This window comes from Nocardia sp. SSK8 (genome assembly GCF_037034205.1).
Classification (GTDB): Bacteria; Actinomycetota; Actinomycetes; order Mycobacteriales; family Mycobacteriaceae; genus Nocardia.
Window position 1 is genome coordinate 329,327 of sequence record NZ_JBAGKD010000005.1, and the last position, 21,801, is coordinate 351,127.

Here is a 21,801-nt window from a genome sequence, read left to right on the forward strand (position 1 = left end):
GGATGCGCGCCCGGATCGCCGAGGTCCTGCACCGCGCGCGTGAGCGCACAGCCTTGCTCACCGAGGCCGTCGACGACGCCGATCTGACGGCGCAGCATTCGCCGCTGATGAGCCCGCTGGTCTGGGATCTCGCCCATATCGGCAATCAGGAAGAACTCTGGCTGGTCCGCGATGTCGGTGGCCGCGAGGCCGTTCGCGCCGATATCGACGAGCTCTACGACGCGTTCAAACACGCTCGCGTGCATCGCCCCACCCTGCCGCTGCTGAATCCGGAGCAGGCGCGCGGGTATGTCGGGACCGTGCGCGAGAAGGTCTGGGATGTCCTCGATGTCAGCGACCTCGCTGGAAATCCCTTGGTGGACAATGGTTTCGCCTTCGGTATGGTCGCCCAGCACGAGCAGCAGCACGACGAGACCATGCTCGCCACCCATCAGCTGCGCCTGGGCGCGCCGGTGCTCTCGGCGCCGCCGCCACCCGCCGCGCGGATCCAGCTCGACGGCGAAGTCGTCGTTCCCGCGGGCGAATTCCTGATGGGGACCTCGGCCGATCCGTGGGCCCTGGACAACGAGCGCCCCGCCCATCCGGTGTATGTCCCCGGTTTCGCCATCGACGTGGCGCCGGTGACCAACGAGCAGTACCTCGCGTTCATCGCCGACGGCGGCTACGACCGGCCGGAACTGTGGTCGGCACGCGGCTGGGCGCACCGGCAGGAGGCGGGCCTGGTCGCCCCGCAGTTCTGGACGAACGAGGACGGGCAGTGGTCCCGCCGGGCCTTCGGTATGGTTGCGCCGCTACGACCCCGGCAGCCCGTGGTGCACGTGTGCTGGTTCGAGGCCGAGGCCTACGCGAACTGGGCGGGCAAACGGCTGCCGACCGAGGCCGAATGGGAGAAGGCGGCCCGCTTCGACCCGGCCACCGGAGCCTCGCGGCGGTACCCGTGGGGCGAGGACACCCCGGACGCGCACCATGCCAATCTCGGACAGCGGCATCTGGAACCGGCCGAGGTCGGCGCCTATCCGGCGGGTGTCTCGGCGACCGGCGTGCACCAGCTCATCGGTGACGTCTGGGAGTGGTGCGCCACGGGTTTCGAGGCCTACCCCGGCTTCCGCGCGTTCCCGTACCGGGAGTACTCGGAGGTGTTCTTCGGCGGCGACTACCGCATCCTGCGCGGCGGCTCCTTCGGCACCGACGAGGTCGCCTGCCGCGGCACCTTCCGCAACTGGGACCACCCGATCCGCAGGCAGATCTTCGCCGGTTTCCGGCTGGCCCGGGATCTGCGCGGGGACGAACGCTGATGTGCCGTCATCTCGGTTACGTGGGCCCCCCGGTCAGTGTCGGCGAACTCGTGCTGCGCGGACCACGTTCACTGTTCGTCCAGTCCTGGGCACCCGCCGATATGCGCGGCGGCGGCACCATCAATGCCGACGGCTTCGGTGTCGCCTGGTGGCGCCGCGCCGAGGTGGGCCTCGACGGCGTGCGCGACGCGGTCACCCGCTACCGCAATGCCGCGCCCATCTGGACCGATCCCGCCGTCGCCGAGGTCCTCGGTCAGCTGGAATCCCGTTCGGTGCTGGCCTCGGTCCGCTCGGCCACCGTCGGCATGCCGATCGAACGTGCCGCCTGCGCCCCCTTCACCGACGAACACTGGGCGTTCAGCCACAACGGCGTCGTCCCCGACTGGCGCCCCACTCTGCTCGCCGTCCTCGCCGACCTGAACGCGGTCGTCGGTCCCGAGTGGCCGGACGTCGGCGCATCGGGCGCCGGAGCGCCTGTCGTCGCCGATACACCGGTAGGTGTAGGCAGTGGCGGTCCGCCGACCGGTGATGATGCCGGGATGGTGGACCGCGCCGTCGGGGCGAGGCTCGCTCCGACGCTCGGAAAACGGCCGGTGCGGCATGATGGTGCGGCGTTGTTCGGCTCGGCGGCGGTGCTGCTCGAGGCCGAGGCGCTCACCGACTCGGCCGCGCTGTGGGTCCTCCTGCGCGGCCTGCTCACCACGATCCACCCCGTCGGCCCGATCACCTCCCCAGCGGACGCTCTGCGCCTGCTCGTCACCACCGTCCGCCACCACCAACCGGCGGCCCGCCTGAACCTGCTGCTCGGCGACGGCGACCATCTCTGGGCGACCACCTGCTGGCATGCCCTGTCGGTCCTCGTCGCCGACGACTTCACCGTGCTCGCCTCGGAACCCTACGACGACGACCCGCGCTGGCAGCCGATCGCCGACCGTCAGATCGTGGCCGCCGCCCCCGGCGCCTGCACCATCACCGATCTCGAACTCCCCGTCACCGAAAGGGTCCGTTCATGACCGCGCCGCTGCTGGACATCCACCTCACCGACGACGATCTCGCCGCGGCCCTGCGCGCCGACGCCCGCGCCGGTCTCACCGCCACCCCGAAATCGCTGCCGCCCAAGTGGTTCTACGACGCGCGCGGCAGTGAACTGTTCGAGCGGATCACCGAGCTGCCCGAGTACTACCCGACCCGCACCGAACGCGCCCTGCTCGAACGCGTCGTCGGCGAGATCGCGGCCGCCGCCCAGGCCGAGGTACTGGTGGAACTCGGCGCGGGCTCGGCGGCCAAGACCCGGCTGCTGCTCGACGCGCTCACCGCCGGTGGGTCACTGAAAACCTATGTCCCGCAGGATGTCTCAGCGGCCGCACTACGCGGCGCCGCCACCGAGATCGCCGCCGAGTACCCCACCCTGGCTGTGCACGGGGTGGTCAGCGATTTCACCGACACCCTGCACAACCTGCCCCGTGGCGGCCGCCGCATGATCGCCTTCCTCGGCGGCACCATCGGCAACCTGGTCCCCGCCGAACGTGCCGAATTCCTGGCGGACATCACCGAGGTCCTCGAACCCGGCGAACTACTACTGCTCGGCGCGGGCCTGGTCATCGACCCGGCCGTGCTCGTCCCCGCCTACGACGACGCCGCGGGCGTCACCGCCGAGTTCAACCGCAACGTCCTGCACGTCCTCAACCACCGCCTCCGCGCCGACTTCGTCCCGGACGACTTCGCCCATGTCGCCATCTGGGACCCCACCAACGAGTGGATCGAGATGCGACTGCGCGCCACCACCGCAATGACCGCCACCATCCCCGACCTCGACCTAACCGTCGACTTCGCCGAGGGCGAGGAAATGCGCACCGAGATCTCCGCCAAATTCCACCCCGACACCCTCCGCACCGAACTCACCACCGCAGGCTTCACCCCCACCCACACCTGGACCGACCCCGACAGCCGCTTCGCCCTGTTCCTGGCCGAACGGCGACGGTAGTCAGAGGTCGAGCTCGTCGGCGAGGTCTTCGCCGCTGATCCGGTCCTCGTCGTTGTCATTGTCGTTGTCGTAGAGGTCGCCGTCGACGCCGTCCTCGCCGACCACCCGGACCGCGGCCACCTCGGCGGGGCGTTCGTCCTGTTCGAGGGCGGCGCGGGCGGCGCTGGTCTCGGTCCATTCCTGGGACATCTCCTCGTCGATGCCAAGGAAGCCGTCGGCGTCGGCCTCGTGATTGCGGATCACGTAGTCCTGTGGCGGGTCTTCCACGTACCGCTCGTATTCGACGATGTCGTCGGCTTGATCGTCATCGCCCATGTCCATGTCCAACGGTTCACGGCTCATGAGTCCAGTATCTGCCTCGACCGTGCACGCGTCACGGACCACGGCCGTGGCTCAGTGCTCGATACCCTCGAAGATCGCGCCGAACCACTCCACGAGCGGGCGCAGTTCGGTCCACGCGCGACGGATCTCGCTGGCGGCGGCCGGGGTGGTCAGCCAGTCCGGTGCGCCGAATTCGCGGCGCGCGACCAGCGACTTGTGCCGCAGCAGCTCGATACGTGGGTGATCGGCGGAATAGCCCTTGGGCTTGGTCTTCAGTCGTTCGCCGTCGATCTGGAAGCCCGCTGCCGTGGTGGCGGCGAGGATCTTCGCGAGCTCGGCGCCGCGCACCTCGTCGTCGATGGTGGCGCGCAGGGTGGCCAGCGCGGGCGGCGACGGCATGAAACAACCACCCCCGACCAGCAGCCCGGCCGCCCCGATCTGCACATACCAGCCGACGCCCGGCGCCACCCCGACCACCGCGCCCTGATGGGTCTTGTACGGGGACTTGTCGGCGGAGAACCGGACGTCACGGTACGGCCGGAAGATCTTGGCCTCGCCGAACTCGGCCGCGAGCTCGGCGGTGAGCGCGATCATCGGCGCGCGCACCGCCTCGTCGTAGGTCTGTTTGCGCGCAGACCAGAACGCCTTGGAATTATCGGCCTCGAGATCCTCGTAGAAGTCGAGTCCGGCCAGCGGAAACCCGGTGAACGCCATCAGACCTCCCAGCTCACGCGCCATTGAGCGCGGCCACGAACACGACTACGGCCAGGGCGGCCAGCACACCGACCGCCGCGTTGGCCGTGGCCGCCCATTTACCCAGCTTCTCGTCCTGGGTATGCCCGATGATCCCGAGGACCACGCCCGTCGGCACCGTCACCAGCATCGGCACCCCGCACAGCAGCGCCCCGCCGAGGAACGAAGCGGCCACACAGCAGAAACTGAGGATCGACCAGATCGGCGTGGTGTCGATATAGCCGTAGCGCGGCGGCAACGGCTGCGGCGGCGTGGGCGGCGGCACCCCGTACTGCCCGCGCGGATACCCCGGCGCCGGGAACATCGGCTGCGGCGCGGGCGGCGGATAGGGCGGCAGCTGCGCGGGCGCGCTCTCCACCCCGGGCCACTGCTGATCGGGCCGCACCGGCGGCGGCGGAACCACCGGCTCGGCCGCGTCCTGAACACGTTCCTTCCCCAGTTCGACCGGCCGCTCCGGTTCCTGGTCCATCAGATCTCCCCCTCGTCTCGCGTAGACCTCCATGACTACCACGCGAAAGCCGAAACGGCCCCCGGCGGATGCCAGGGGCCGTTCGATGGAACTCAACTCACGCGTTGCCGTTGAACAGCCCGGTGACCGAGCCGTTCTCGAAGACCTCGCGAATGGTGCGCGCCAGCAGCGGCGCGATCGACAGCACGGTCAGCGTCGGGAACTTCTTGTCCTCGCTGATCGGCAGGGTGTTGGTGATGACGACCTCGCGCGCACCGCAGTTGGCCAGGCGCTCGGCGGCCGGGTCGCTCAGGACGCCGTGGGTGGCCGCGATGATGACATCGCCCGCACCGGCTTCCTTCAGCACCTTGACCGCGCCCGCGATGGTGCCACCGGTGTCGATCATGTCGTCGATCAGCACGCAGGTGCGGCCCTCCACGTCACCGACCACGCGGTTGGACTTCACCTGGTTGGGTACCAGCGGGTCGCGGGTCTTGTGGATGAACGCCAGCGGCGTGCCGCCCAGCGCGTCGGCCCACTTCTCGGCGACCTTCACGCGGCCCGCGTCGGGGGAGACCACGGCCAGGTTGTCGGAGGGGTAGTTGGTGCGGATGTACTCCGAGAGCTGCACCAGCGCGTGCATGTGATCGACCGGGCCGTCGAAGAAGCCCTGGATCTGATCGGTGTGCAGGTCGACGGTGATGATGCGGTCGGCGCCCGCGGTCTTGAGCAGATCGGCGACCAGACGGGCCGAGATGGGCTCGCGGCCGCGGTGCTTCTTGTCCTGGCGCGCGTACGGGTAGAACGGCAGCACGGCGGTGATCCGCTTGGCCGAACCGCGCTTGAGCGCGTCGATCATGATGAGCTGTTCCATCAGCCACTGGTTCAGCGGGGCCGGGAAGCTCTGCAGCACGAAGGCGTCGGAACCGCGGACCGACTCCTCGAACCGCACGAAGATCTCGCCGTTGGCGAAGTCACGCGCGGTCTGCGGGGTGATGTCGACGTCCAGTTCCTTGGCGACCTGCTCGGCCAGCTCGGGGTGCGACCGGCCGGCGAAGAGCATCAAGTTCTTCTGGTTGTCGATCGAGAACGCGGTCACTGCTGGTTGCCATCCTTTTGCTCGGTTGCCTTGTTCGACGTCTCGTCTGTCGCGAGGGCTTCCGCCGCCGCGCGCGCCGCAGCGGTTCCCGGACGGTAACGCTGCACCCAGTTATCGATGATGCGCTGTGGCCCACCCGACACGGCCAGTGCCCCTGGTGGAACGCTCCTGCGCAGTACAGTACCCGCTCCGGTATAGGCGCCGTCACCCACGGTGACCGGAGCGATGAACATGGTGTCGCTGCCGGTCCGCACGTGCGAACCGACCACGGTGTGATGCTTGTCGACACCGTCGTAGTTGACGAAAACGCTCGACGCGCCGATGTTGCTGTACTCGCCGATCGTCGCGTCGCCCACGTAGGTCAGATGCGGCACCTTCGAATGGGCCCCGATCGAGGCGTTCTTGGTCTCGACGAAGGCGCCCAGCTTGCCCTCGGTGCCGACCACCGTGCCCGGGCGTAGGTAGCTGTAGGGCCCGATGGTCGCGCCATCGCCGATCTCGGCACCGGAGCCGTGCGTGCGGATCACGCTGGCGCCCGCGCCGACGACCACGTCGGTGAGCGTGGTGTCCGGGCCGATCTCGGCGTCCTCGCCGATGTGGGTCGAGCCGAAGAGCTGGGTGCCGGGGCGCAGCACGGCGTCGCGGTCGATCCGCACGCTCGCGTCGATCCAGGTGGTGGCCGGATCGATGATGGTCACCCCGGCGCGCATGTGCCGTTCCAGGATGTAGCGGTTGAGCGTGGCCCCCGCCTGCGACAGCTGCACCCGGTCGTTGACCCCGGTGACCTTGTTCGAGTCCACCAGCCGCGCGCCGTGCACCGGATGACCGGCCTCGCGCGCCAGCCGCAGCACATCGGTGAGGTAGAGCTCGTGCTGGGCGTTGGCGGTGGACAGCCGCCCGATCATGGTCCGCAGCACCGAGGCGTCGAAGGCGTAGACGCCGGAGTTCACCTCGTTGATCCTGGCCTGCTCGGGGGTGGCGTCGGCGTGCTCGACGATCTCGGCGACCTGGCCGTCGGCGTCGCGCACGATCCGGCCGTAGCCGTTGGCGTCGTCGGGGACGAAGGTCAGCACGGTGACGGCGGGCCGGTCGGCGTAGCTGCGGTGCTCGTCGAGCAGCGCGGACAGGGTGTGCCCGTCCAGCAGCGGTACATCGGCGGAGGTCACGAGCAGATCGCCGGTGAAGTCCGCGGGGACCGCGCTCAGCGCGCACTGCACGGCGTGCCCGGTGCCCAGCTGCTGGTCCTGCACGGCGCACACGATGTCGCGGTCGAGTTCCTTGCCGACCGCGGCGACGGCGGCGCCGACCTTCTCCCGATCGTGGCCGACCACGGTGATCAGGTGGGTCGGCTCGATCTCGGCCGCGGCGTGCAGCGCGTGCGAGAGCATCGAGCGCCCGGCCAAGGGGTGCAGCACTTTCGGCGTCTTCGACCGCATTCGCGTCCCAGCCCCGGCTGCGAGAACGACGACGGCGGTCTGCGGTGACATGGATCTCCCTCGGCTGCCTGCCAGCGAGCGTGCTGTGGCGGGTTCGGTCGGTGATGGTGCGGGCCGACGATACGTCACTGTGTCCGTGTGTGCTCCGCCGCCAGGACTCGAACCTGAACTATCTGAACCAAAATCAGAGGTGCTGCCATTACACTACGGCGGATCGCCACACCAGTGGGCCACCCGGGCCCACCACTGTGCTACGGCACGCAGTGATCCTCGCACACGTCCCGGCCCTCCCGCGAATCTTGTGCACGCCTGTCGCACCCGGCGTCCCGTCACGTTGTTAGCCTTCTGGGACAGATCGGACGGGACACGGAGAGGCGGGGGCAGATGTCTGCTAGCGAGCCGGGCCGGGCGCCGCGGCCGCGGATGACCGGCACGCAGCGGCGACAGCAGCTGATCGAGATCGGTCGCACGCTGTTCGCCGAGCGCGGGTACGACGCGACCTCGATCGAGGAGATCGCCCAGCGCGCGCAGGTCTCCAAGCCGGTGGTCTACGAGCATTTCGGCGGCAAGGAGGGCCTCTACGCGGTGGTCGTCGACCGCGAGATGTCGATGCTGCTGGACATGATCACCTCCTCGCTGACCCAGAACCGCTCCCGGGTCCGGCTCGAACAGGTGGCGCTGGCGCTGCTCACCTATATCGAGGAGCGCACCGACGGGTTCCGCATCCTGGTGCGCGACCAGCCCGCCCCGAATGCCGACGGCCGCTATTCCAGCCTGCTCAACGAGGCTGTCAACCAGGTCGCCCACATCCTGGCCGGGGATTTCGGCCGTCGCGAACTCGACACCAGCCTGGCCCCGCTCTACGCCCAGGCGCTGGTCGGCATGGTCTCCACCGCCGCGACCTGGTGGCTCGACGAGCGCACCCCGCCCAAGGAAGTGGTCGCGGCGCATCTGGTGAATCTGTGCTGGAACGGATTGAGCCACTTGGAAGCCGAACCGGGTCTCAGCTCCGAATGGAATACCGGGACCCCGCGCGCGGCGGGGTAACCGGGCGATAGCGCCCGCGCTGGGTGAATCGACGATTCGGCTGCCGCGAAGCCGCCTGGTGGTACGGTTCACCCATCCTTTTGGGTGCTGCCGGGCGGTATGTCGATCAAACTTCTTCGATGTCGGTCTACTTCAGGATGGCTGGAATAATTGGATGACAGGCGGATCTGATGGCTAGGCAAGCGCGCGCGGAGATCACCCGCGACTCGGTCCTTGCTGGCGCTGCCGATGTCTTTCTCCGTTTGGGCTACGCCAACGCGAGTCTCAGCGAAATCATCGCGCAGTCCAATGTGACCAAGGGCGCCTTGTACTTTCACTTCGGCTCCAAGGAGGAGCTGGCCCGGGCGGTGGTCGACCAGGGCAACGAGCGCCTGGTCGGCTCGTGTCAGGGCTTCTTCGATTCCCGGGTGCCCGCGCTGGAGGCGTGCATCGGGATCACCTACGTGGTGGCCGACCTGTCGATGAACGATCCGATGGTCGGGGCGATGCTCAAGCTCACCCACCAGATCGGCGACTATCGCGGCGCGCAGGGCGACAACATCGCCAAGACCTGGGGCGAGACCTACCGGGTGCTGGCCGAGCGAGCCATCGCCCAGGGCGACCTGGTGGCCGAGCTGGACGCCGACGTGGTCGGCCTGCTGCTGCAGGAGCTCACCGCGGGCGTGCACATCGTGGCCGTCGGCACCGAGTCGATGGACCAGATGGCGGCCCGGATGGAGCGCGCCCGGTTCTTCCTGCTGCCCTCGCTGGTGCCGCACGAGAAGCTGTCGTACTTCCGCGAGTTCGCCGCGCGCCGCCTGCGCCGCTATATCGGCTGATCAGACGCTGCGGTCGCTGGCGAGCACCGCGCGCACATCGGCCTCGGACCCGGACGCCTCGATCCGCACCTCGTCGCGGCCGAAGGCGTGCAGCACCAGTTCCGACGGCGCCGCGGTGAGCACCACCTCGGGCCCGTCGGCCTTGTGCGCGGTGATCCGCTCGCCCTGCGGCGTCGCCAGCACCACCGCGACGGGCGCCTTGCGGTAGGCCGTGCGGGCGATGGTGCGCAGCGTCTTCCACAGGCGCGCCTGGTCGGCGTCCGCCAATTCCCTTGGCTCCCAACCGGGCTGGGCACGGCGCAGGTCCTCGTGGTGGACGAACATCTCGGTGAGGTTGGCGACCGCGTCCACCGGCTTGAGCGGCGACCACCACGGCGGACCCGTTCGGACCAGCTCGGCCAGCTCGGTGAACGGCCGCTGCGCGATCCCGTCCTGGACCGAATCGAGATAGCCAGCCAGCGGCTTGACCAGGATGCCCAGCGAGGCATCCGGCCTGCGCTCGCGGACCACGAGATGGGCGGCCAGATCGTGGGCCGTCCAGGTGCCACACAGGGTCGGCGCGGTCGCGCCCACCTCGAGCATCGTTTCGACCAGGGCGCGGCGTTCGCGTTGAGCCAGACTCACCCCTGCGAGCCTACGCGCGGCCGGTGGACCACCTGGTCGGGCGGGCTGTCCGGGTACCTGTCGGACCCGGTGACTAGACTTCTCCACGACTCGTCGGCCATCCCGTCTGCGCATTACAGGAGCGTTCATGTCCTCCCTTCGTCCTCCGCTCGCCGGTCTGGTCGAGGCGGCCGGGGGTGATGCCGCGCTGCGTACGGTCGCCGACCTGATCGGCAAATCCGGGGTGGAACTGGTCGCCCCCTCGGCGGTGCGCCCGTTCGTCGCCGCCACCGTCGCCGACCGGCAGCCCCTGGTCGTGGTCACCGCGACCGGCCGCGAGGCCGACGACCTCACCCTCGAACTCGCCGAGATCCTCGGCCCGACGGTGGCCCTGTTCCCGTCCTGGGAGACGCTGCCGCACGAACGCCTCTCACCCGGCGCCGACACCGTGGGCCGCAGGCTGGAGGTACTGCGGCGGCTGGCCCACCCCGAGGACCCGGTGTGTCCGGCGCCGCTGCGCGTGGTGGTCACCACCGTGCGCTCGCTCATGCAGCCGATGACGGCCGGGCTCGGCGATATCGCGCCCATCGTGCTGCGCGCGGGCGCCGAGTCCGATTTCGACGAATTGCTCACCCGCCTGGTGGAATTCGCGTACACGCGGGTCGACATGGTCGGCAAGCGCGGCGAGTTCGCGGTGCGCGGCGGCATCCTGGACCTGTTCCCGCCGACCGCGGATCATCCGGTGCGCGTGGAGTTCTGGGGCGACGAGGTCAGCGAGATCCGCCCGTTCTCGGTGGCCGATCAGCGCTCGCTCGGCGAGCAGACCGTCGAGACCGTGGTCGCGCCGCCGTGCCGGGAACTGCTGCTCACCGCGCCGGTGCGCGAGCGCGCCGCCGCCGTGGCCGCGGACAACCCGGCCGACGCCGCCCTGGTGGAGATGCTGGACAAGATCGCCGAGGGCATCCCGGTCGACGGCATGGAGGCCCTGCTCCCGGTGCTCGCGCCGGGCCAGCTCAGCCTGCTCACCGAGGCCCTGCCCGCGGGCACCCACCTGCTGCTGTGCGATCCGGAGAAGATCCGCACCCGCGCCGCCGACCTGGTCCGCACCGGCGCGGAGTTCCTGGAGGCGTCGTGGACGGCGGCCTCCTTCGGCGGCGACGCCCCGCTCGGCGCGCACGGTCTCGACCTGGCCGCCTCCGGTTACCGCAGCCTGCCCGAATTGCATACCAGCGCAGACGAACTCGGCCTGCCGTGGTGGTCGCTGAGCCCGCTCAGCTCCGGTGATCCGGCCGAGGTCACGCTGCCGGTGCTAGCCGGTCCCACCGCGCGCGGGTCCGAGGAACTGGTCGCCACCATCTTCGCCTCGCTGCGCGCGCATGTGGCCACCGGCGGACGCGCCGTCGTGGTGGTCACCGGCCACGGCACCGCCCAGCGCGTGCTGGAACGGCTCGGCGAGGCCGAGGTGCCCGCCGGTCCGCTGGAGGCGGGCGCGGCACCCGAGGCGGGCGTGGTCGGCGTGCTGTGCGGTTCGCTGCACGACGGTCTGATCTTCGAGGACGCGGGCCTGGTGGTGGTCGCCGAGTCCGACCTCACCGGCAATCGTGTCACCGCGCCCACCGAGGGCAAACGGCTGCCCGCCAAGCGCCGCAACCAGGTCGATCCGCTGGCGTTGTCGGCGGGCGACATGGTGGTGCACGACCAGCACGGCATCGGCCGCTTCGTGGAGATGATCGAGCGCACCATCGGCGGCGCGCGCCGGGAGTACCTGGTCATCGAGTACGCGCCGAGCAAGCGCGGCCAGCCCGGCGACCGGCTGTTCGTGCCGATGGAATCGCTCGACCAGCTCTCCCGCTATGTCGGCGGCGAGCTGCCCAGCCTGTCCAAGCTCGGCGGGTCCGACTGGGCGAATACGAAACGCAAGGCGCGCAAGGCCGTGCGCGAGATCGCGGGCGAGCTGGTGCAGCTCTACGCCGCCCGCCAGGCCGCGCCCGGCCACGCCTTCGGCCCGGACACCCCGTGGCAGCAGGAGATGGAGGACGCCTTCGCGTTCACCGAGACCGTCGACCAGATGACCGCCATCACCGATGTGAAGGCCGATATGGAGAAGGCGGTCCCGATGGACCGCGTGGTCTGCGGTGACGTCGGCTACGGCAAGACCGAGATCGCGGTCCGCGCGGCCTTCAAGGCGGTCCAGGACGGCAAGCAGGTGGTGGTGCTGGTGCCCACCACGCTGCTGGCCCAGCAGCACCTGCAGACCTTCACCGAGCGCGTCGCGGGTTTCCCGGTGACGGTGAAGGGCCTGTCGCGTTTCACCGACGCGGCGGAGTCCAAGGAGATCATGGCCGGGATGGCCGAGGGCGAGGTCGACATCGTGGTCGGCACGCACCGGCTGCTGCAGACCGGCGTGCGCTGGAAGGACCTGGGCCTGGTCATCGTCGACGAGGAACAGCGCTTCGGTGTCGAGCACAAGGAGCACATCAAGGCGCTGCGCACGCACGTCGACGTGCTCACCATGTCGGCCACGCCGATCCCGCGCACCCTGGAGATGAGCCTGGCGGGCATCCGCGAGATGTCGACCATCCTCACCCCGCCCGAGGAACGGCACCCGGTGCTCACCTATGTGGGCGCCTACAACGACAAGCAGGTCACCGCCGCCATCCGCCGCGAGCTCATGCGCGACGGTCAGGTGTTCTACGTGCACAACCGGGTGTCCTCGATCGACAAGGCCGCCAAGCGGATTCGCGATCTGGTCCCCGAGGCGCGGGTGGTCGTCGCGCACGGCCAGATGAACGAGGACCAGCTCGAGCGCACCGTGCAGGGCTTCTGGCAGCGCGAGTTCGACGTGCTGGTGTGTACCACCATCATCGAGACCGGCCTTGACATCTCCAATGCCAACACCCTGATCGTCGAACGCGCCGACTCACTGGGCCTGTCGCAGCTGCACCAGCTGCGCGGGCGCGTCGGCCGCTCGCGCGAACGTGGCTACGCCTACTTCCTGTACCCGCCGGAGAAGCCGCTCACCGAGACCGCCTACGACCGGCTGGCCACCATCGCCCAGAACTCCGATCTCGGCGCCGGTATGGCCGTGGCCATGAAGGACCTCGAGATCCGCGGCGCGGGCAATGTGCTCGGCGCCGAGCAGTCCGGCCATGTCGCGGGCGTCGGCTTCGACCTGTATGTGCGGCTGGTCGGCGAGGCGGTGGAGGCCTATCGCGCCGCCGCCGACGGCAAACCGATCGTCACCGAGGAGACCAAGGAGGTGCGCATCGACCTCCCGGTGGACGCGCACATCCCGCCCGACTACATCGCCAGCGACCGGCTGCGCCTCGAGGCCTACCGCAAACTCGCCTCCGCGCAGGATGATACGGCCCTGGCCGCGGTCATCGAGGAACTCGTGGACCGCTACGGCCCGCTGCCGGTGGAGGTCGGCAGGCTGGTGTCGGTGGCCAAGCTGCGGCTGCTGGCCCGCTCCTACGACGTGGCCGAGATCGTCGTCACCGGAACCACACTCAAACTCGCCCCGCTGACGCTGCCCGATTCCAAGCAGCTCCGGCTCAAGCGGATCTACCCGAGCGCCACCTACCGCGCGGCCAGCGGCCTGGTGCAGGTGCCGCTGCCCCGGGTCACCGACAGCGTGGGCGCCGACCGGGTCCGCGATGTGGCGGTGCTGCAGTTCGTGGCCGATCTGCTGCTCGCGCTGGACGGCAAAGCCCAAGGCGCGGTGGATCTCTCGGTGCCCACCGAGGCGTCGGCGCGATGAGCGAGGAGGCGGCCGACACCGCCGTGGTGGCCGCGGGGCTGGCCGGTGCGGTCGAGGTGATGGACCGGCTGTGGCACTTCGGCGGCTGGGAACGCACCCAGACCCACGACTCGCTGCGCCCGTACCTGCTCGAGGAGACCTACGAGCTGCTCGACGCCATCCAGGCCGGAGATGCCGAGACCATCAAGGAGGAGCTGGGCGATCTGCTGCTGCAAGTCCTGTTCCACTCCCGCATCGCCGAGGACGCTGGCGAGTTCACCGTCGACGATGTCGCCGCCGCCCTGGTCGGCAAGCTCGTGCACCGCAGCCCGCACCTCGCCGCCGACGACCTGCCCCCGGGCGCCTCGGTCGCGGAGAAGATCGCCGCCCAGGAAAAGGCCTGGGAGGAACGCAAATCCGCGGAGAAGGCGCGCCGGTCCTGCCTCGACGGCATCGCCATGGCCCAGCCCGCGCTGGCCCTGGCCGAGAAGGTCCGCTCCCGCAGTGCCCGCGCGGGCCTGCCCGACGACCTCGTCCCGCCCGCCCTGCGGGTGGTCGAACTGGGTGGCCCCGACTCCGCCGAGGAACGCCTGCGCAAGGCCACCCTCGACTTCGCCGACACCATCCGCGCCGCCGAGGACGCCGCCGAGACGGCCCGCGGCACCCGCGCGCCACTGTCGGCCGACGACTGGCGCGCGCACTGGCCGCGCTGAATTCAGCTACTGACCGGCTACCGGAATCGCGCCGGTCGGGCGGCGTGTCCGGTGACTGAGACCTTGCTGAGATCTGCCGGACAATCCCGCGCGCACCAGCGGGCAAGGGGCGCAGCGTTTTAGACTCGAAGAAGCTCGTCGTTCGCGGCGGGAGTATCAGGTCCGTCGATCGTCGAGGTGAGGCAGATGACTACTGAAGTGGATCCGGCAGAACAGGACTACACGACCGATCATCCCGAACTCGATGTCCTGCCGGTCTGGCCGCAGGAGACCATCGCCGTGCTGGTCACCACCGATCCCGCCCCGCATGCCATTCCGGTGTCGTGGCCGGTGCGCGCCGGTGACCGCCGCATCCTGATCAGTCTCAAGTCCGATCGCGGGTCGCTGGCGCGGCTGCGGGAACGGCCGGAGGTCGCGTTGCTGATCCTCGGTGGCGGCAATGTCGCGCTCTGCGCGCGGGGGCGCGCCTCGGTGCTCGCCGAGACGATGCCCTCGGCCGAGGATTACACCGCGGTGCAGCTCGATGTCGAGGTCATCGACGATCACCGCCAGTCGGCCTTCGCGGTGGATCGCGGGATCCAGCGCACCGTGCTCGACGACTCCGAGCTGCGCGCGCTCGAAGGCCGGGTCGAGACACTGCGGTCCTGGGCAGACTGAGTTCGTCAAACAGCACATCATCTGGACAGAAGGGTTTCCATGAGCGTCACACTCGCCAAGGGCGGCAATGTCTCGCTGTCGAAGCAGACCGACAATCTCACCAAGGTGGCGGTGGGCCTCGGCTGGGACGTGCGCACCACCACCGGCGCCGACCACGACCTGGACGCCAGCGCGCTGGCGACCGGGACGAACCTGAAGGTGCTCTCCGACCAGCACTTCGTCTTCTACAACAACCTGCGCTCGCCCGAGGGCACGATCGAGCACACCGGCGACAACCTGACCGGTGAGGGCGACGGCGACGACGAGATCATCAATGTCGATCTGGCCGCCACCCCGCCCACGATCACCAATATCTTCTTCCCGGTCTCGATCCACGACGCGCAGGCCCGCGGCCAGTCCTTCGGCCAGATCCGCAACGCCTACATCCGCGTCACCGACGCCAACACCGGTGTCGAACTGGCTCGCTACGACCTGTCCGAGGACGCCTCCACCGAGACCGCCATGGTCTTCGGCGAGCTCTACCGCCACAACAACGAGTGGAAGTTCCGCGCCATCGGCCAGGGCTACGCCTCCGGCCTCGCGGGCATCGCCCGCGACTATGGCGTGAATATCTGAGCTGTGTTTTTGGAGCGCTGGCGCGCTCGAGTCGCGGCCCCTAGGGGCCGCCGGTCAGGCACCGTTGCTTGCTCCTTCGTCGCGTACGCAACGGCGCCTGACCGGCGACCCGGCCGCGACCGGCCACTTCGTGGCCGCCGCTCCTCGGGGTCGCGGGTGCGGGGCTGGGAGCGTAGTCAGCTGGCTCGCATTGTCTGCGTGGCGGGGATGCGAGTCGATGCGACCAGCGCGGCCTCATCCAGCAGGGCGAAGTACTTGCGCAGCATCAGGACGGCCGTGGTCGCGAGACCGGCGGTGAGGCCCCACCAGACGCCCGCCGCGCCCAGGTGCAGGGGGAAGGCCAGGAGCAGGGCGGCGGGTAGGCCGACGGCCCAGTAGCCGATGAGCGAGAGGCGGAAGCCCGCGGAGGTCTGCTTGAGGCCGCGCAGCAGGCCGGTGCCGATGTTCTGGGCGGCGTCGAAGAACTGCAGCACGATGCCGATCAGCAGCAGGGTGTGGGCGATGGCGATGGTGTCGGTGTCGCCGGGTTCGAGGAACGGGGCGAGGACCAGGTTCGGCGCCACCACGTAGACCAGTCCGGTGACCGCGGCCAGCACCGCCGCGTGCCGCAGCGCGAGCCAGGCCACGGTGCGGGCGTGGTCGTACTCCTCGCGCGCCACACTGTGGCTGACCAGGATCGACGCGCCGTGCGAGAGGCCGATCGCGACCTGGAACACGATGTAGATGATCTGGTAGACCACATTGTGCGCGGCCAGCGCGGCGGGCCCGAAACTGCCCATGACCAGGGCCAGCACCGAGAACATCCCGGCCTCGGACCCGTAGGTCAGCGCGATCGGGGTGCCCAGGCGCAGTTCCTCGCGCACGGTAGACCAGCGCACCGGAAACGGGGACACGGGCAGGGTGGGTCCGAGCCGTTCGTCGCGGCGCACCATCGCCCAGAACACCGCGCAGGTGATCAGGAAGACCAGCGAGGTGGCGACGCCGACCCCGGTCAGCCCGCAGGCGGGCAGCCCCGCCCAGCCGTGGATGAAGGCCAGCGCGAGCACCAGGTTCAGCGCCACCGAACCGAGCGTGACCAGCAGCAATGCCTGCGGCCGCTGCATGCCCACGGTGTATTGCCGCAGCACCTGGAACCACAGACACGGCAGCAGGCCGGGCGCGAGCGCGATCATCATCGGCCGGGCCAGTTCCAGCACCGCGACGTCCTGGCCCAGCCACGACAGCGCCCAGCCCAGCCCGATCAGCAGCGCGCCACCGAGCAGCCCGGCCAGGGTGGCGATGACGAACGCGGCGCGCACCACGGCCCGCACCTCGTCGTCGGCGGAGTCCCCGCGCTTCCCGGCCGCGCCCAGCGCGCCCGCGATCTGATTACCGGTGCCGGTGATCAACCCGACGCACATGGTGCGGATCTGGTTGAACAGCACCAGGGCCAGACCACCCGCGGCCACCTCGCGCACACCCAGGGTGCCCATCAGCGCGAGGTTGGTGGTGGAGACCGCGATCTGGGCCAGTTGGGTCAGCGCGATCGGCGTGGCCAGTCTGGCCAGCGCGCTGCTGTCGGTGCGGCCCCCGCTCACCCGGTCTCTCCGGGGCGGTTCGTCGTGCGGCGCGCGCTCGCGCTCACCGGACCTCCATCAATTCGTCGTGGCGCCGCAGCGGCGAGTAGCGGCGCAGCAGCGTGGTGACCTCGGCTTCGGCGGCGGGATCGAGCAGCTCGCGGGCGCCCATCCACTCGTCGTCGAAGACGGTGTCGAGATATTTCTCGCCACCGTCGCACACGATGGTCACCACGGTCGAGCCGGCCGGGAATTCCGTGAGCCGCGTCAAGGCATTGTGCACCGAACCGCCCGCCGAGCCGCCGATCAGCAGCCCGTGTGTCCTGGCGACGGCGCGCGCGGTGGCGAAGGCGTCGACATCGCTGACCTTCACGCCCTCGTCGAGCAACGCGTAGTCGACTGCGGTGCCGATGGTGGCGCCGGGTGGGGTGCCGGTGCCCGACTGCCAGTACGGGCCGCCCTCGCCGCCGAAGGCGATCGAACCCACCGGCTCCACGCCGATCACCCGGGCGGGTTTGCCCAGGTCACGCAGCCGGGTGGCGGTGCCGAACAGCGAGCCGCCGGTGCCGACCGCCGAGAGCAGGATGTCGACCCGCTCCACCTCGGCCAGCAACTCCTCGGCCACCGCGTAGTAGCCCACGGCATTGGCGTCGTTGTTGTGCTGTTCGGTGAAGTAGGCGTCGTCGCGGGCGGCGGCCATCGCCTCGGCGAGGTCCTCCCGTGCCGAGGTGGCCAGCTCGTCGTCACCGTCGTCGGCGACGAATACCAGGTCGGTGCCCATGGCCCGCATCGCGCGCAGTTTGTCCTTACAGGCGTGGTTGTCGACCACGGCGGTGAACCGGTAGCCACGTTCGGCCGCGACCACCGCCAGGCCAAGTCCGGTGTTGCCGGACGTCGACTCGATGATATGCCCGCCATCGCGCAGCAAACCCCGCCGCTCCGCGTCGAGCACCATCGAGCGGGCCATCCGGATCTTGGCGGCGCCGGTCGGGTTGAACTGCTCGAGCTTGAGCAGCAGCCGGGTGCCGGTGTCGGTGACGGCGAGTTCGAACAGGGGAGTGCGGCCGATCAGGTCCGTCACGCGCGTGACGAGAGCCATGGGGAATTCCTCCATCGGTGTGGGAGCTCGGGGATCAGCGGGCGGTGTCGTCCAGGGTCCAGCGCAGGCGGTCGCCGTCGGCGCGGATCAGCACCTTGGGCGGCAGCCGCAGGTCGTGGAACGGGGACTCGTTGGAGTCCATCTGATACCCGGCGGTGTTCGGATAGACGAGCAGATCGCCGACCCGGGCGCGCCGGGTCAGCGGGATGCGGCGCCTGCTCAGCAGGTCGGATTCCAGGCAGGTGGCGGCGCCGACGCAGGTGGGGGTGAGCGTGCCGGGGCGCGCGGGCCACAGCACCGGATCGGGCAGGTATTCGCTGTCGAACCACTGTTCGGACAGGCTCAGGCTGGTGCCGTCGACGGTGAGGATGTCGTACGGAGTGTCCTGTGTCGTCCGGTTTTTCACGCCCTGCACCCGGAATACCGAGCTGCCCGCACCATCGAGTAGCGCGCGACCGGGCTCGATGGCGAGACGGATGCCGTTGCGCCGCAACCTTCCCGCGAGATCACCGTGCTCGAGGATCGCGGCGAGCATGGCGGCACCCGGCACCGGGAAATGGTACGGGTAGTAGTCACCGGGCGGCTGGGAGTGGAACCAGCTGTCGCTCAGGGTGTTCCGGAAACGCGCCCACGACTCGGCATCGAGGTAGTCGACGCCGAATCCGCCGCCGATCGAGATCAGCTCGGCGGGATGACCACACGTGCGCGCGTGCAGGCAGTGCTCTACCAGCGCGATGGCCTGTTCGGCGCGAGCGACGGCGTCGTACCCGCCGAGATGGAAACTGAAGCCCGCCAGGGTGATCGGTGCCGTGATGCGGTCGATGGCGGTGACCAGTTCGTCCCGGTTCAACCCGAACCGCGACGACGACCCCTCAGGCAGCACCCGCAGCAGAATCCTCGCCGCGATACCGAGTTCGCGCAGCCGGTCGAGCTCATCGAGCGCGTCGACCGCGATCACGGCCCGGTGCCGCGCGGCCAGCCACAGCAGCTCGCCGGACTTCGCGGGCCCGGTGACCATCAGCTCCTCGCCGCGCACCCCCTGCGCCAGCGCCGCCACCAGCTCGCCGGAACTGGCCACATCGACCCCGGCTCCCGTCTCGGCGCACGCCCGCGCGACGGCCGCCGCCTTGTTCGCCTTCTTCCCGAAGTACACGAACCCGTCGACCCCGGCCGCCGCGAACCCGTTCTGGAACGCGCGGACGTTCTCCGCGACCCGCACGGGAAACAGCACGTGGAACGGCCCTCGGACCGCCTCGGCGATGTCATCGAGCAGCACCGGATCGGCGAGCAACCGGTCCTGGAACGCATCGGGCCGGGCAGGCATCGGCGGGGCGCAGTGCGCGGGGGTTGCGTCGGGCGCCGACCCGAGGACGGGCGTCCCGGCGCGGCCGACGGCGTCCGCTAGTCCCACAGCGGCACCTCGGTACCCCTACCCTCCGCGATGGCACGGGCCGCCAATGCGTGCGCGACGGCGATATCGGTCAAGACCAGGCCGCTGTTGTAGACGAAGATCTTCTCGTCTTCGCTGCGGCGGGCCACGGCGGCGCGGGTGAGCACCTGCGGCAGTTCGGCGTCGACCGAACGCAGCGTGCCATCCGGTCCGGCCATATCGGTGCCGGTCAGCGCCATCTGCGCGGCACTGGTGGCGACCACCCGGTCGGCCTCGACCAGCGTCGACGGCGCCAGCCCGTAACCCACCAACACCGCCACCGAACCCGGTGCCAGATGCTCGGATTCGAGCGCGACCTCGGTGCCGGGTCCGGCCGTCGCCAGCACCACATCGGCGCCACCGGCCGCCGCGTACGGGTCGTCGACGACTTCGAGCACCGCGTGCGGCACGGCGTCGGCGAGGTGCGTGTGCACCGCGGCCAGCCCCTCGGGATGGGTGCCGAACACCATCAGCTTGCGCAGCTGCGGATTGGCCGCGAGCAGATGCGGCAGGGCATTGCGGCCCTGCGTGCCGGTGCCGATGAGCAGCGCGCTCTCGGCGCCGCGCCGCACGGTCTCGCGCACCAGCAGCGCCGAGACCGCGGGCGTGCGTAAGGCGCCCACGCGGGCGCAGTCCATCATCGCGATCGGCGCGCCGGTGGTGTCGTCGTAGAGGGTGATGGTGGTGTAGTAGCGCTTGGTGCTGCGGTCGTGGCCGGGGTCGAACTTGTAGGAGGTCTTCATGGCCACCACCCGGCGCCTGCCGTCGCGCCCGAGCATGGCGTAGGACACCGACGAGCCGCCCGGATCGGCCACGCTCAGTTTGCGGGGATTGTCGGATTCGCCCGCCGCGAAGGCGAGATAGGCGTCCTCGACGGCCCGGACCACTTCGGCGGGCGTGATCGGCACCTCGGCCAGATCGCTGCGCGAGAGCACCCGCAGGGGGACGCTCCGGTCACGGTTGTTCAACGGATCCTCGTTCATCTGTGGTGCCCCGCTCTGCTGTCCGATCCGTGCTCGCCCGGAACGGCGCGACCACGTGTTGCCCGTACCCATTCTCGGACGATTCCTGCGGACGGCGGCGGCGTTCGGGCAGCCGGATGTTGACGCGTTTGAGCCAGCGGTCGGTGCCGTCGTAGCGCGCGCGGAACGGCACCCGGCCGTGCACGGCGACATCGTTGTCCACCAGCAGGATCTCGCCGGGCGCCAGCGCGGGGGCATGGCAGACCCGGGCGAGTTCGGCGGTGAGCCGGGTATAGGCCGCCCGGTACGCCGTTCCGGCGTCGTCGAGCGGGGTGTAGGCGGGATCGTAACGCAGTGTGTCGCTGCCGGTTTCGTCGAGCCACAGGGTCGGCAGCGGCGCGGCGTGAGCGTCGAAGCCGGTGCCGTAGGAGACGTCCGGGAGGATCGGCACCGTCGGGGTGCGCAGCGCGCGCTGGTCGTCGGCGGACAGCGCCACCTGACGCACCGAAGACACCGTGGTGGCGACCGAGTCGGGATTGCGCAGGCACACCAGCATCAGCAGATTCGCGCGCCGGGCGTGGAAGGCGTCCTCGGTGTGCGGGCTGAGCAGGGTGGAGCTGCTCGCGCCGGACTGTTCGTCCTCGTGGCCCGCGGCGGGCACGATGTTGTTCACCAGCCGCCCGTTCTGCTGGCCCTGCCAGCCGAACGGTTCCCCGGCGCAGCGCGCCAGCAGCAGCATCGCGATGTCGAGTTCCAGGGAGCCGGGGTGGGCCGGGTCGGCGGCCGATTCGGCGGCGGCCTGCCAGTGCGCCGGGGTCGGGCCGAATTCGGCGTCGTCGACCGGTAATCCGCGCAGCACGGTCGCCCCCGCCGCGGTGGCGGGTGGGCGCACGGCGGTGCGCACGGAGTCGGGCAGTTCGCTCGCGCGGCGCTCGATCTGGTCGAGCAGGGCGGCGTCGTGCAGTGTGCTGGTGTGTGGTGAATCACCTAGGCGGTGGCGAATATCGGCGGCGAGCGCGCGGACGGCGGTGGCGGCGTCGGGCGGCAGCTCGCGATGTTCGATGTCGTGCAGGTGAATCGTCAGACGTTCGGAGAGAACGCTTTTCACCGGCCTTCCCTTCTTCGCATCGGTCGAACGCGGGTGAGTGGGCAATCGATGTGCGAAGGTAGTGCTTGACATCTGATTAGGCAAGACTTACCTAATGCAAGTAATCGGAAATAGCCAAT

At 69.8% G+C, this 21,801-nt stretch carries 20 protein-coding genes and 1 tRNA gene; 9 read left to right on the plus strand and 12 right to left on the minus strand.

Annotated elements, in window-relative coordinates; translation table 11 throughout:
* Positions 1-2: 2 nt before the first annotated feature.
* The 3 genes from egtB to egtD are packed head-to-tail and all read left to right on the plus strand — an operon-like array spanning position 3 to position 3,279.
* Entirely contained in the window at positions 3-1,295 is a 1,293-nt protein-coding gene (gene egtB, locus WA675_RS12700) for an ergothioneine biosynthesis protein EgtB (RefSeq protein WP_336084539.1), read from the plus strand.
* Positions 1,295-2,308, plus strand: a complete 1,014-nt coding sequence (locus WA675_RS12705) for a class II glutamine amidotransferase (protein WP_442945614.1) — start codon at positions 1,295-1,297, stop codon at positions 2,306-2,308. The genes egtB and WA675_RS12705 overlap by 1 nt, the downstream gene beginning before the upstream one ends.
* Positions 2,305-3,279 (plus strand): L-histidine N(alpha)-methyltransferase, encoded by a 975-nt coding sequence (egtD, locus tag WA675_RS12710; protein WP_336084441.1) that lies wholly within the window; start codon positions 2,305-2,307, stop codon positions 3,277-3,279. The genes WA675_RS12705 and egtD overlap by 4 nt, the downstream gene beginning before the upstream one ends.
* Here egtD and WA675_RS12715 read toward each other — a convergent pair whose 3' ends face one another.
* From WA675_RS12715 to WA675_RS12740, 6 genes are all read right to left on the minus strand, one after another.
* Complete coding sequence (locus tag WA675_RS12715; RefSeq protein ID WP_336084442.1) at positions 3,280-3,621, minus strand: hypothetical protein; 342 nt, start codon at positions 3,619-3,621, stop codon at positions 3,280-3,282.
* A 51-nt stretch (positions 3,622-3,672) separates the two neighbouring features.
* A complete protein-coding gene (locus WA675_RS12720) occupies positions 3,673-4,314 on the minus strand; it encodes a DUF2461 domain-containing protein (protein WP_336084443.1) in 642 nt (213 codons plus the stop codon).
* 13 nt (positions 4,315-4,327) lie between these two features.
* A complete protein-coding gene (locus WA675_RS12725) occupies positions 4,328-4,822 on the minus strand; it encodes a hypothetical protein (RefSeq protein ID WP_336084444.1) in 495 nt (164 codons plus the stop codon).
* Between the two features lie 97 nt (positions 4,823-4,919).
* Positions 4,920-5,900: a ribose-phosphate diphosphokinase gene (locus WA675_RS12730; RefSeq protein ID WP_336084445.1), complete on the minus strand. Its 981-nt coding sequence runs from the start codon at positions 5,898-5,900 to the stop codon at positions 4,920-4,922.
* Positions 5,897-7,387 carry a bifunctional UDP-N-acetylglucosamine diphosphorylase/glucosamine-1-phosphate N-acetyltransferase GlmU gene (gene glmU, locus WA675_RS12735; protein ID WP_336084446.1) on the minus strand — a complete coding sequence of 497 codons (1,491 nt, stop codon included), beginning with the start codon at positions 7,385-7,387 and terminating at the stop codon, positions 5,897-5,899. Before glmU ends, WA675_RS12730 begins: the two co-directional genes overlap by 4 nt.
* Positions 7,388-7,479: 92 nt before the next feature.
* Positions 7,480-7,550, minus strand: a tRNA-Gln gene (locus WA675_RS12740).
* A 170-nt stretch (positions 7,551-7,720) separates the two neighbouring features.
* Between WA675_RS12740 and WA675_RS12745 the strand changes: the two genes are divergently transcribed.
* Together WA675_RS12745 and WA675_RS12750 are read left to right on the plus strand one after the other, a co-directional pair.
* Positions 7,721-8,383, plus strand: a complete 663-nt coding sequence (locus WA675_RS12745) for a TetR/AcrR family transcriptional regulator (protein WP_336084447.1) — start codon at positions 7,721-7,723, stop codon at positions 8,381-8,383.
* A 170-nt stretch (positions 8,384-8,553) separates the two neighbouring features.
* Positions 8,554-9,201 (plus strand): TetR/AcrR family transcriptional regulator, encoded by a 648-nt coding sequence (locus tag WA675_RS12750; protein ID WP_336084448.1) that lies wholly within the window; start codon positions 8,554-8,556, stop codon positions 9,199-9,201.
* On the opposite strand, the gene WA675_RS12755 is transcribed toward WA675_RS12750, so the two are convergent.
* Positions 9,202-9,825, minus strand: coding sequence for a TIGR03085 family metal-binding protein (locus WA675_RS12755; protein WP_336084449.1), 624 nt, complete (start codon positions 9,823-9,825; stop codon positions 9,202-9,204).
* A 127-nt stretch (positions 9,826-9,952) separates the two neighbouring features.
* On the opposite strand from WA675_RS12755, the gene mfd reads away from it, so the two are divergent.
* From mfd to WA675_RS12775, 4 genes are all read left to right on the plus strand, one after another.
* Positions 9,953-13,564: a transcription-repair coupling factor gene (gene mfd / locus WA675_RS12760; RefSeq protein ID WP_336084450.1), complete on the plus strand. Its 3,612-nt coding sequence runs from the start codon at positions 9,953-9,955 to the stop codon at positions 13,562-13,564.
* Complete coding sequence (locus WA675_RS12765; protein ID WP_336084451.1) at positions 13,561-14,256, plus strand: MazG family protein; 696 nt, start codon at positions 13,561-13,563, stop codon at positions 14,254-14,256. The genes mfd and WA675_RS12765 overlap by 4 nt, the downstream gene beginning before the upstream one ends.
* Before the next feature lie 186 nt (positions 14,257-14,442).
* Positions 14,443-14,913: a hypothetical protein gene (locus WA675_RS12770; RefSeq protein WP_336084452.1), complete on the plus strand. Its 471-nt coding sequence runs from the start codon at positions 14,443-14,445 to the stop codon at positions 14,911-14,913.
* 39 nt (positions 14,914-14,952) lie between these two features.
* On the plus strand, positions 14,953-15,528 hold the full coding sequence (locus tag WA675_RS12775) for a TerD family protein (RefSeq protein ID WP_336084453.1): 576 nt from the start codon (positions 14,953-14,955) through the stop codon (positions 15,526-15,528).
* 176 nt (positions 15,529-15,704) lie between these two features.
* Here WA675_RS12775 and WA675_RS12780 read toward each other — a convergent pair whose 3' ends face one another.
* Genes WA675_RS12780 through WA675_RS12800 form a run of 5 tightly spaced genes read right to left on the minus strand, consistent with a single transcriptional unit; the run spans position 15,705 to position 21,682 of the window.
* Positions 15,705-17,105: an MATE family efflux transporter gene (locus WA675_RS12780; RefSeq protein WP_336084454.1), complete on the minus strand. Its 1,401-nt coding sequence runs from the start codon at positions 17,103-17,105 to the stop codon at positions 15,705-15,707.
* Positions 17,106-17,148: 43 nt separating this feature from the next.
* On the minus strand, positions 17,149-18,183 hold the full coding sequence (locus tag WA675_RS12785; RefSeq protein ID WP_336084455.1) for a PLP-dependent cysteine synthase family protein: 1,035 nt from the start codon (positions 18,181-18,183) through the stop codon (positions 17,149-17,151).
* 34 nt (positions 18,184-18,217) lie between these two features.
* Entirely contained in the window at positions 18,218-19,594 is a 1,377-nt protein-coding gene (locus tag WA675_RS12790) for an alanine racemase (RefSeq protein WP_336084456.1), read from the minus strand.
* Complete coding sequence (locus WA675_RS12795) at positions 19,585-20,595, minus strand: ornithine cyclodeaminase family protein (RefSeq protein ID WP_336084457.1); 1,011 nt, start codon at positions 20,593-20,595, stop codon at positions 19,585-19,587. Before WA675_RS12795 ends, WA675_RS12790 begins: the two co-directional genes overlap by 10 nt.
* Positions 20,567-21,682: a TauD/TfdA family dioxygenase gene (locus WA675_RS12800; protein WP_336084458.1), complete on the minus strand. Its 1,116-nt coding sequence runs from the start codon at positions 21,680-21,682 to the stop codon at positions 20,567-20,569. The genes WA675_RS12795 and WA675_RS12800 overlap by 29 nt, the downstream gene beginning before the upstream one ends.
* Positions 21,683-21,801 lie beyond the last annotated feature (119 nt).

What these genes read in the sequence shown, in the direction of transcription:
- egtB (WP_336084539.1), top strand. Translation starts at nt 3, where the DNA reads ATGCGCGCCCGGATCGCCGAGGTCCTGCACCGCGCGCGTGAGCGCACA.
- WA675_RS12705 (WP_442945614.1), top strand. Translation starts at nt 1,295, where the DNA reads ATGTGCCGTCATCTCGGTTACGTGGGCCCCCCGGTCAGTGTCGGCGAA.
- egtD (WP_336084441.1), top strand. Translation starts at nt 2,305, where the DNA reads ATGACCGCGCCGCTGCTGGACATCCACCTCACCGACGACGATCTCGCC.
- WA675_RS12715 (WP_336084442.1), bottom strand. Translation starts at nt 3,621, where the DNA reads ATGAGCCGTGAACCGTTGGACATGGACATGGGCGATGACGATCAAGCC.
- WA675_RS12720 (WP_336084443.1), bottom strand. Translation starts at nt 4,314, where the DNA reads ATGGCGTTCACCGGGTTTCCGCTGGCCGGACTCGACTTCTACGAGGAT.
- WA675_RS12725 (WP_336084444.1), bottom strand. Translation starts at nt 4,822, where the DNA reads ATGGACCAGGAACCGGAGCGGCCGGTCGAACTGGGGAAGGAACGTGTT.
- glmU (WP_336084446.1), bottom strand. Translation starts at nt 7,387, where the DNA reads ATGTCACCGCAGACCGCCGTCGTCGTTCTCGCAGCCGGGGCTGGGACG.
- WA675_RS12745 (WP_336084447.1), top strand. Translation starts at nt 7,721, where the DNA reads ATGTCTGCTAGCGAGCCGGGCCGGGCGCCGCGGCCGCGGATGACCGGC.
- WA675_RS12750 (WP_336084448.1), top strand. Translation starts at nt 8,554, where the DNA reads ATGGCTAGGCAAGCGCGCGCGGAGATCACCCGCGACTCGGTCCTTGCT.
- mfd (WP_336084450.1), top strand. Translation starts at nt 9,953, where the DNA reads ATGTCCTCCCTTCGTCCTCCGCTCGCCGGTCTGGTCGAGGCGGCCGGG.
- WA675_RS12765 (WP_336084451.1), top strand. Translation starts at nt 13,561, where the DNA reads ATGAGCGAGGAGGCGGCCGACACCGCCGTGGTGGCCGCGGGGCTGGCC.
- WA675_RS12770 (WP_336084452.1), top strand. Translation starts at nt 14,443, where the DNA reads ATGACTACTGAAGTGGATCCGGCAGAACAGGACTACACGACCGATCAT.
- WA675_RS12775 (WP_336084453.1), top strand. Translation starts at nt 14,953, where the DNA reads ATGAGCGTCACACTCGCCAAGGGCGGCAATGTCTCGCTGTCGAAGCAG.
- WA675_RS12785 (WP_336084455.1), bottom strand. Translation starts at nt 18,183, where the DNA reads ATGGCTCTCGTCACGCGCGTGACGGACCTGATCGGCCGCACTCCCCTG.
- WA675_RS12795 (WP_336084457.1), bottom strand. Translation starts at nt 20,595, where the DNA reads ATGAACGAGGATCCGTTGAACAACCGTGACCGGAGCGTCCCCCTGCGG.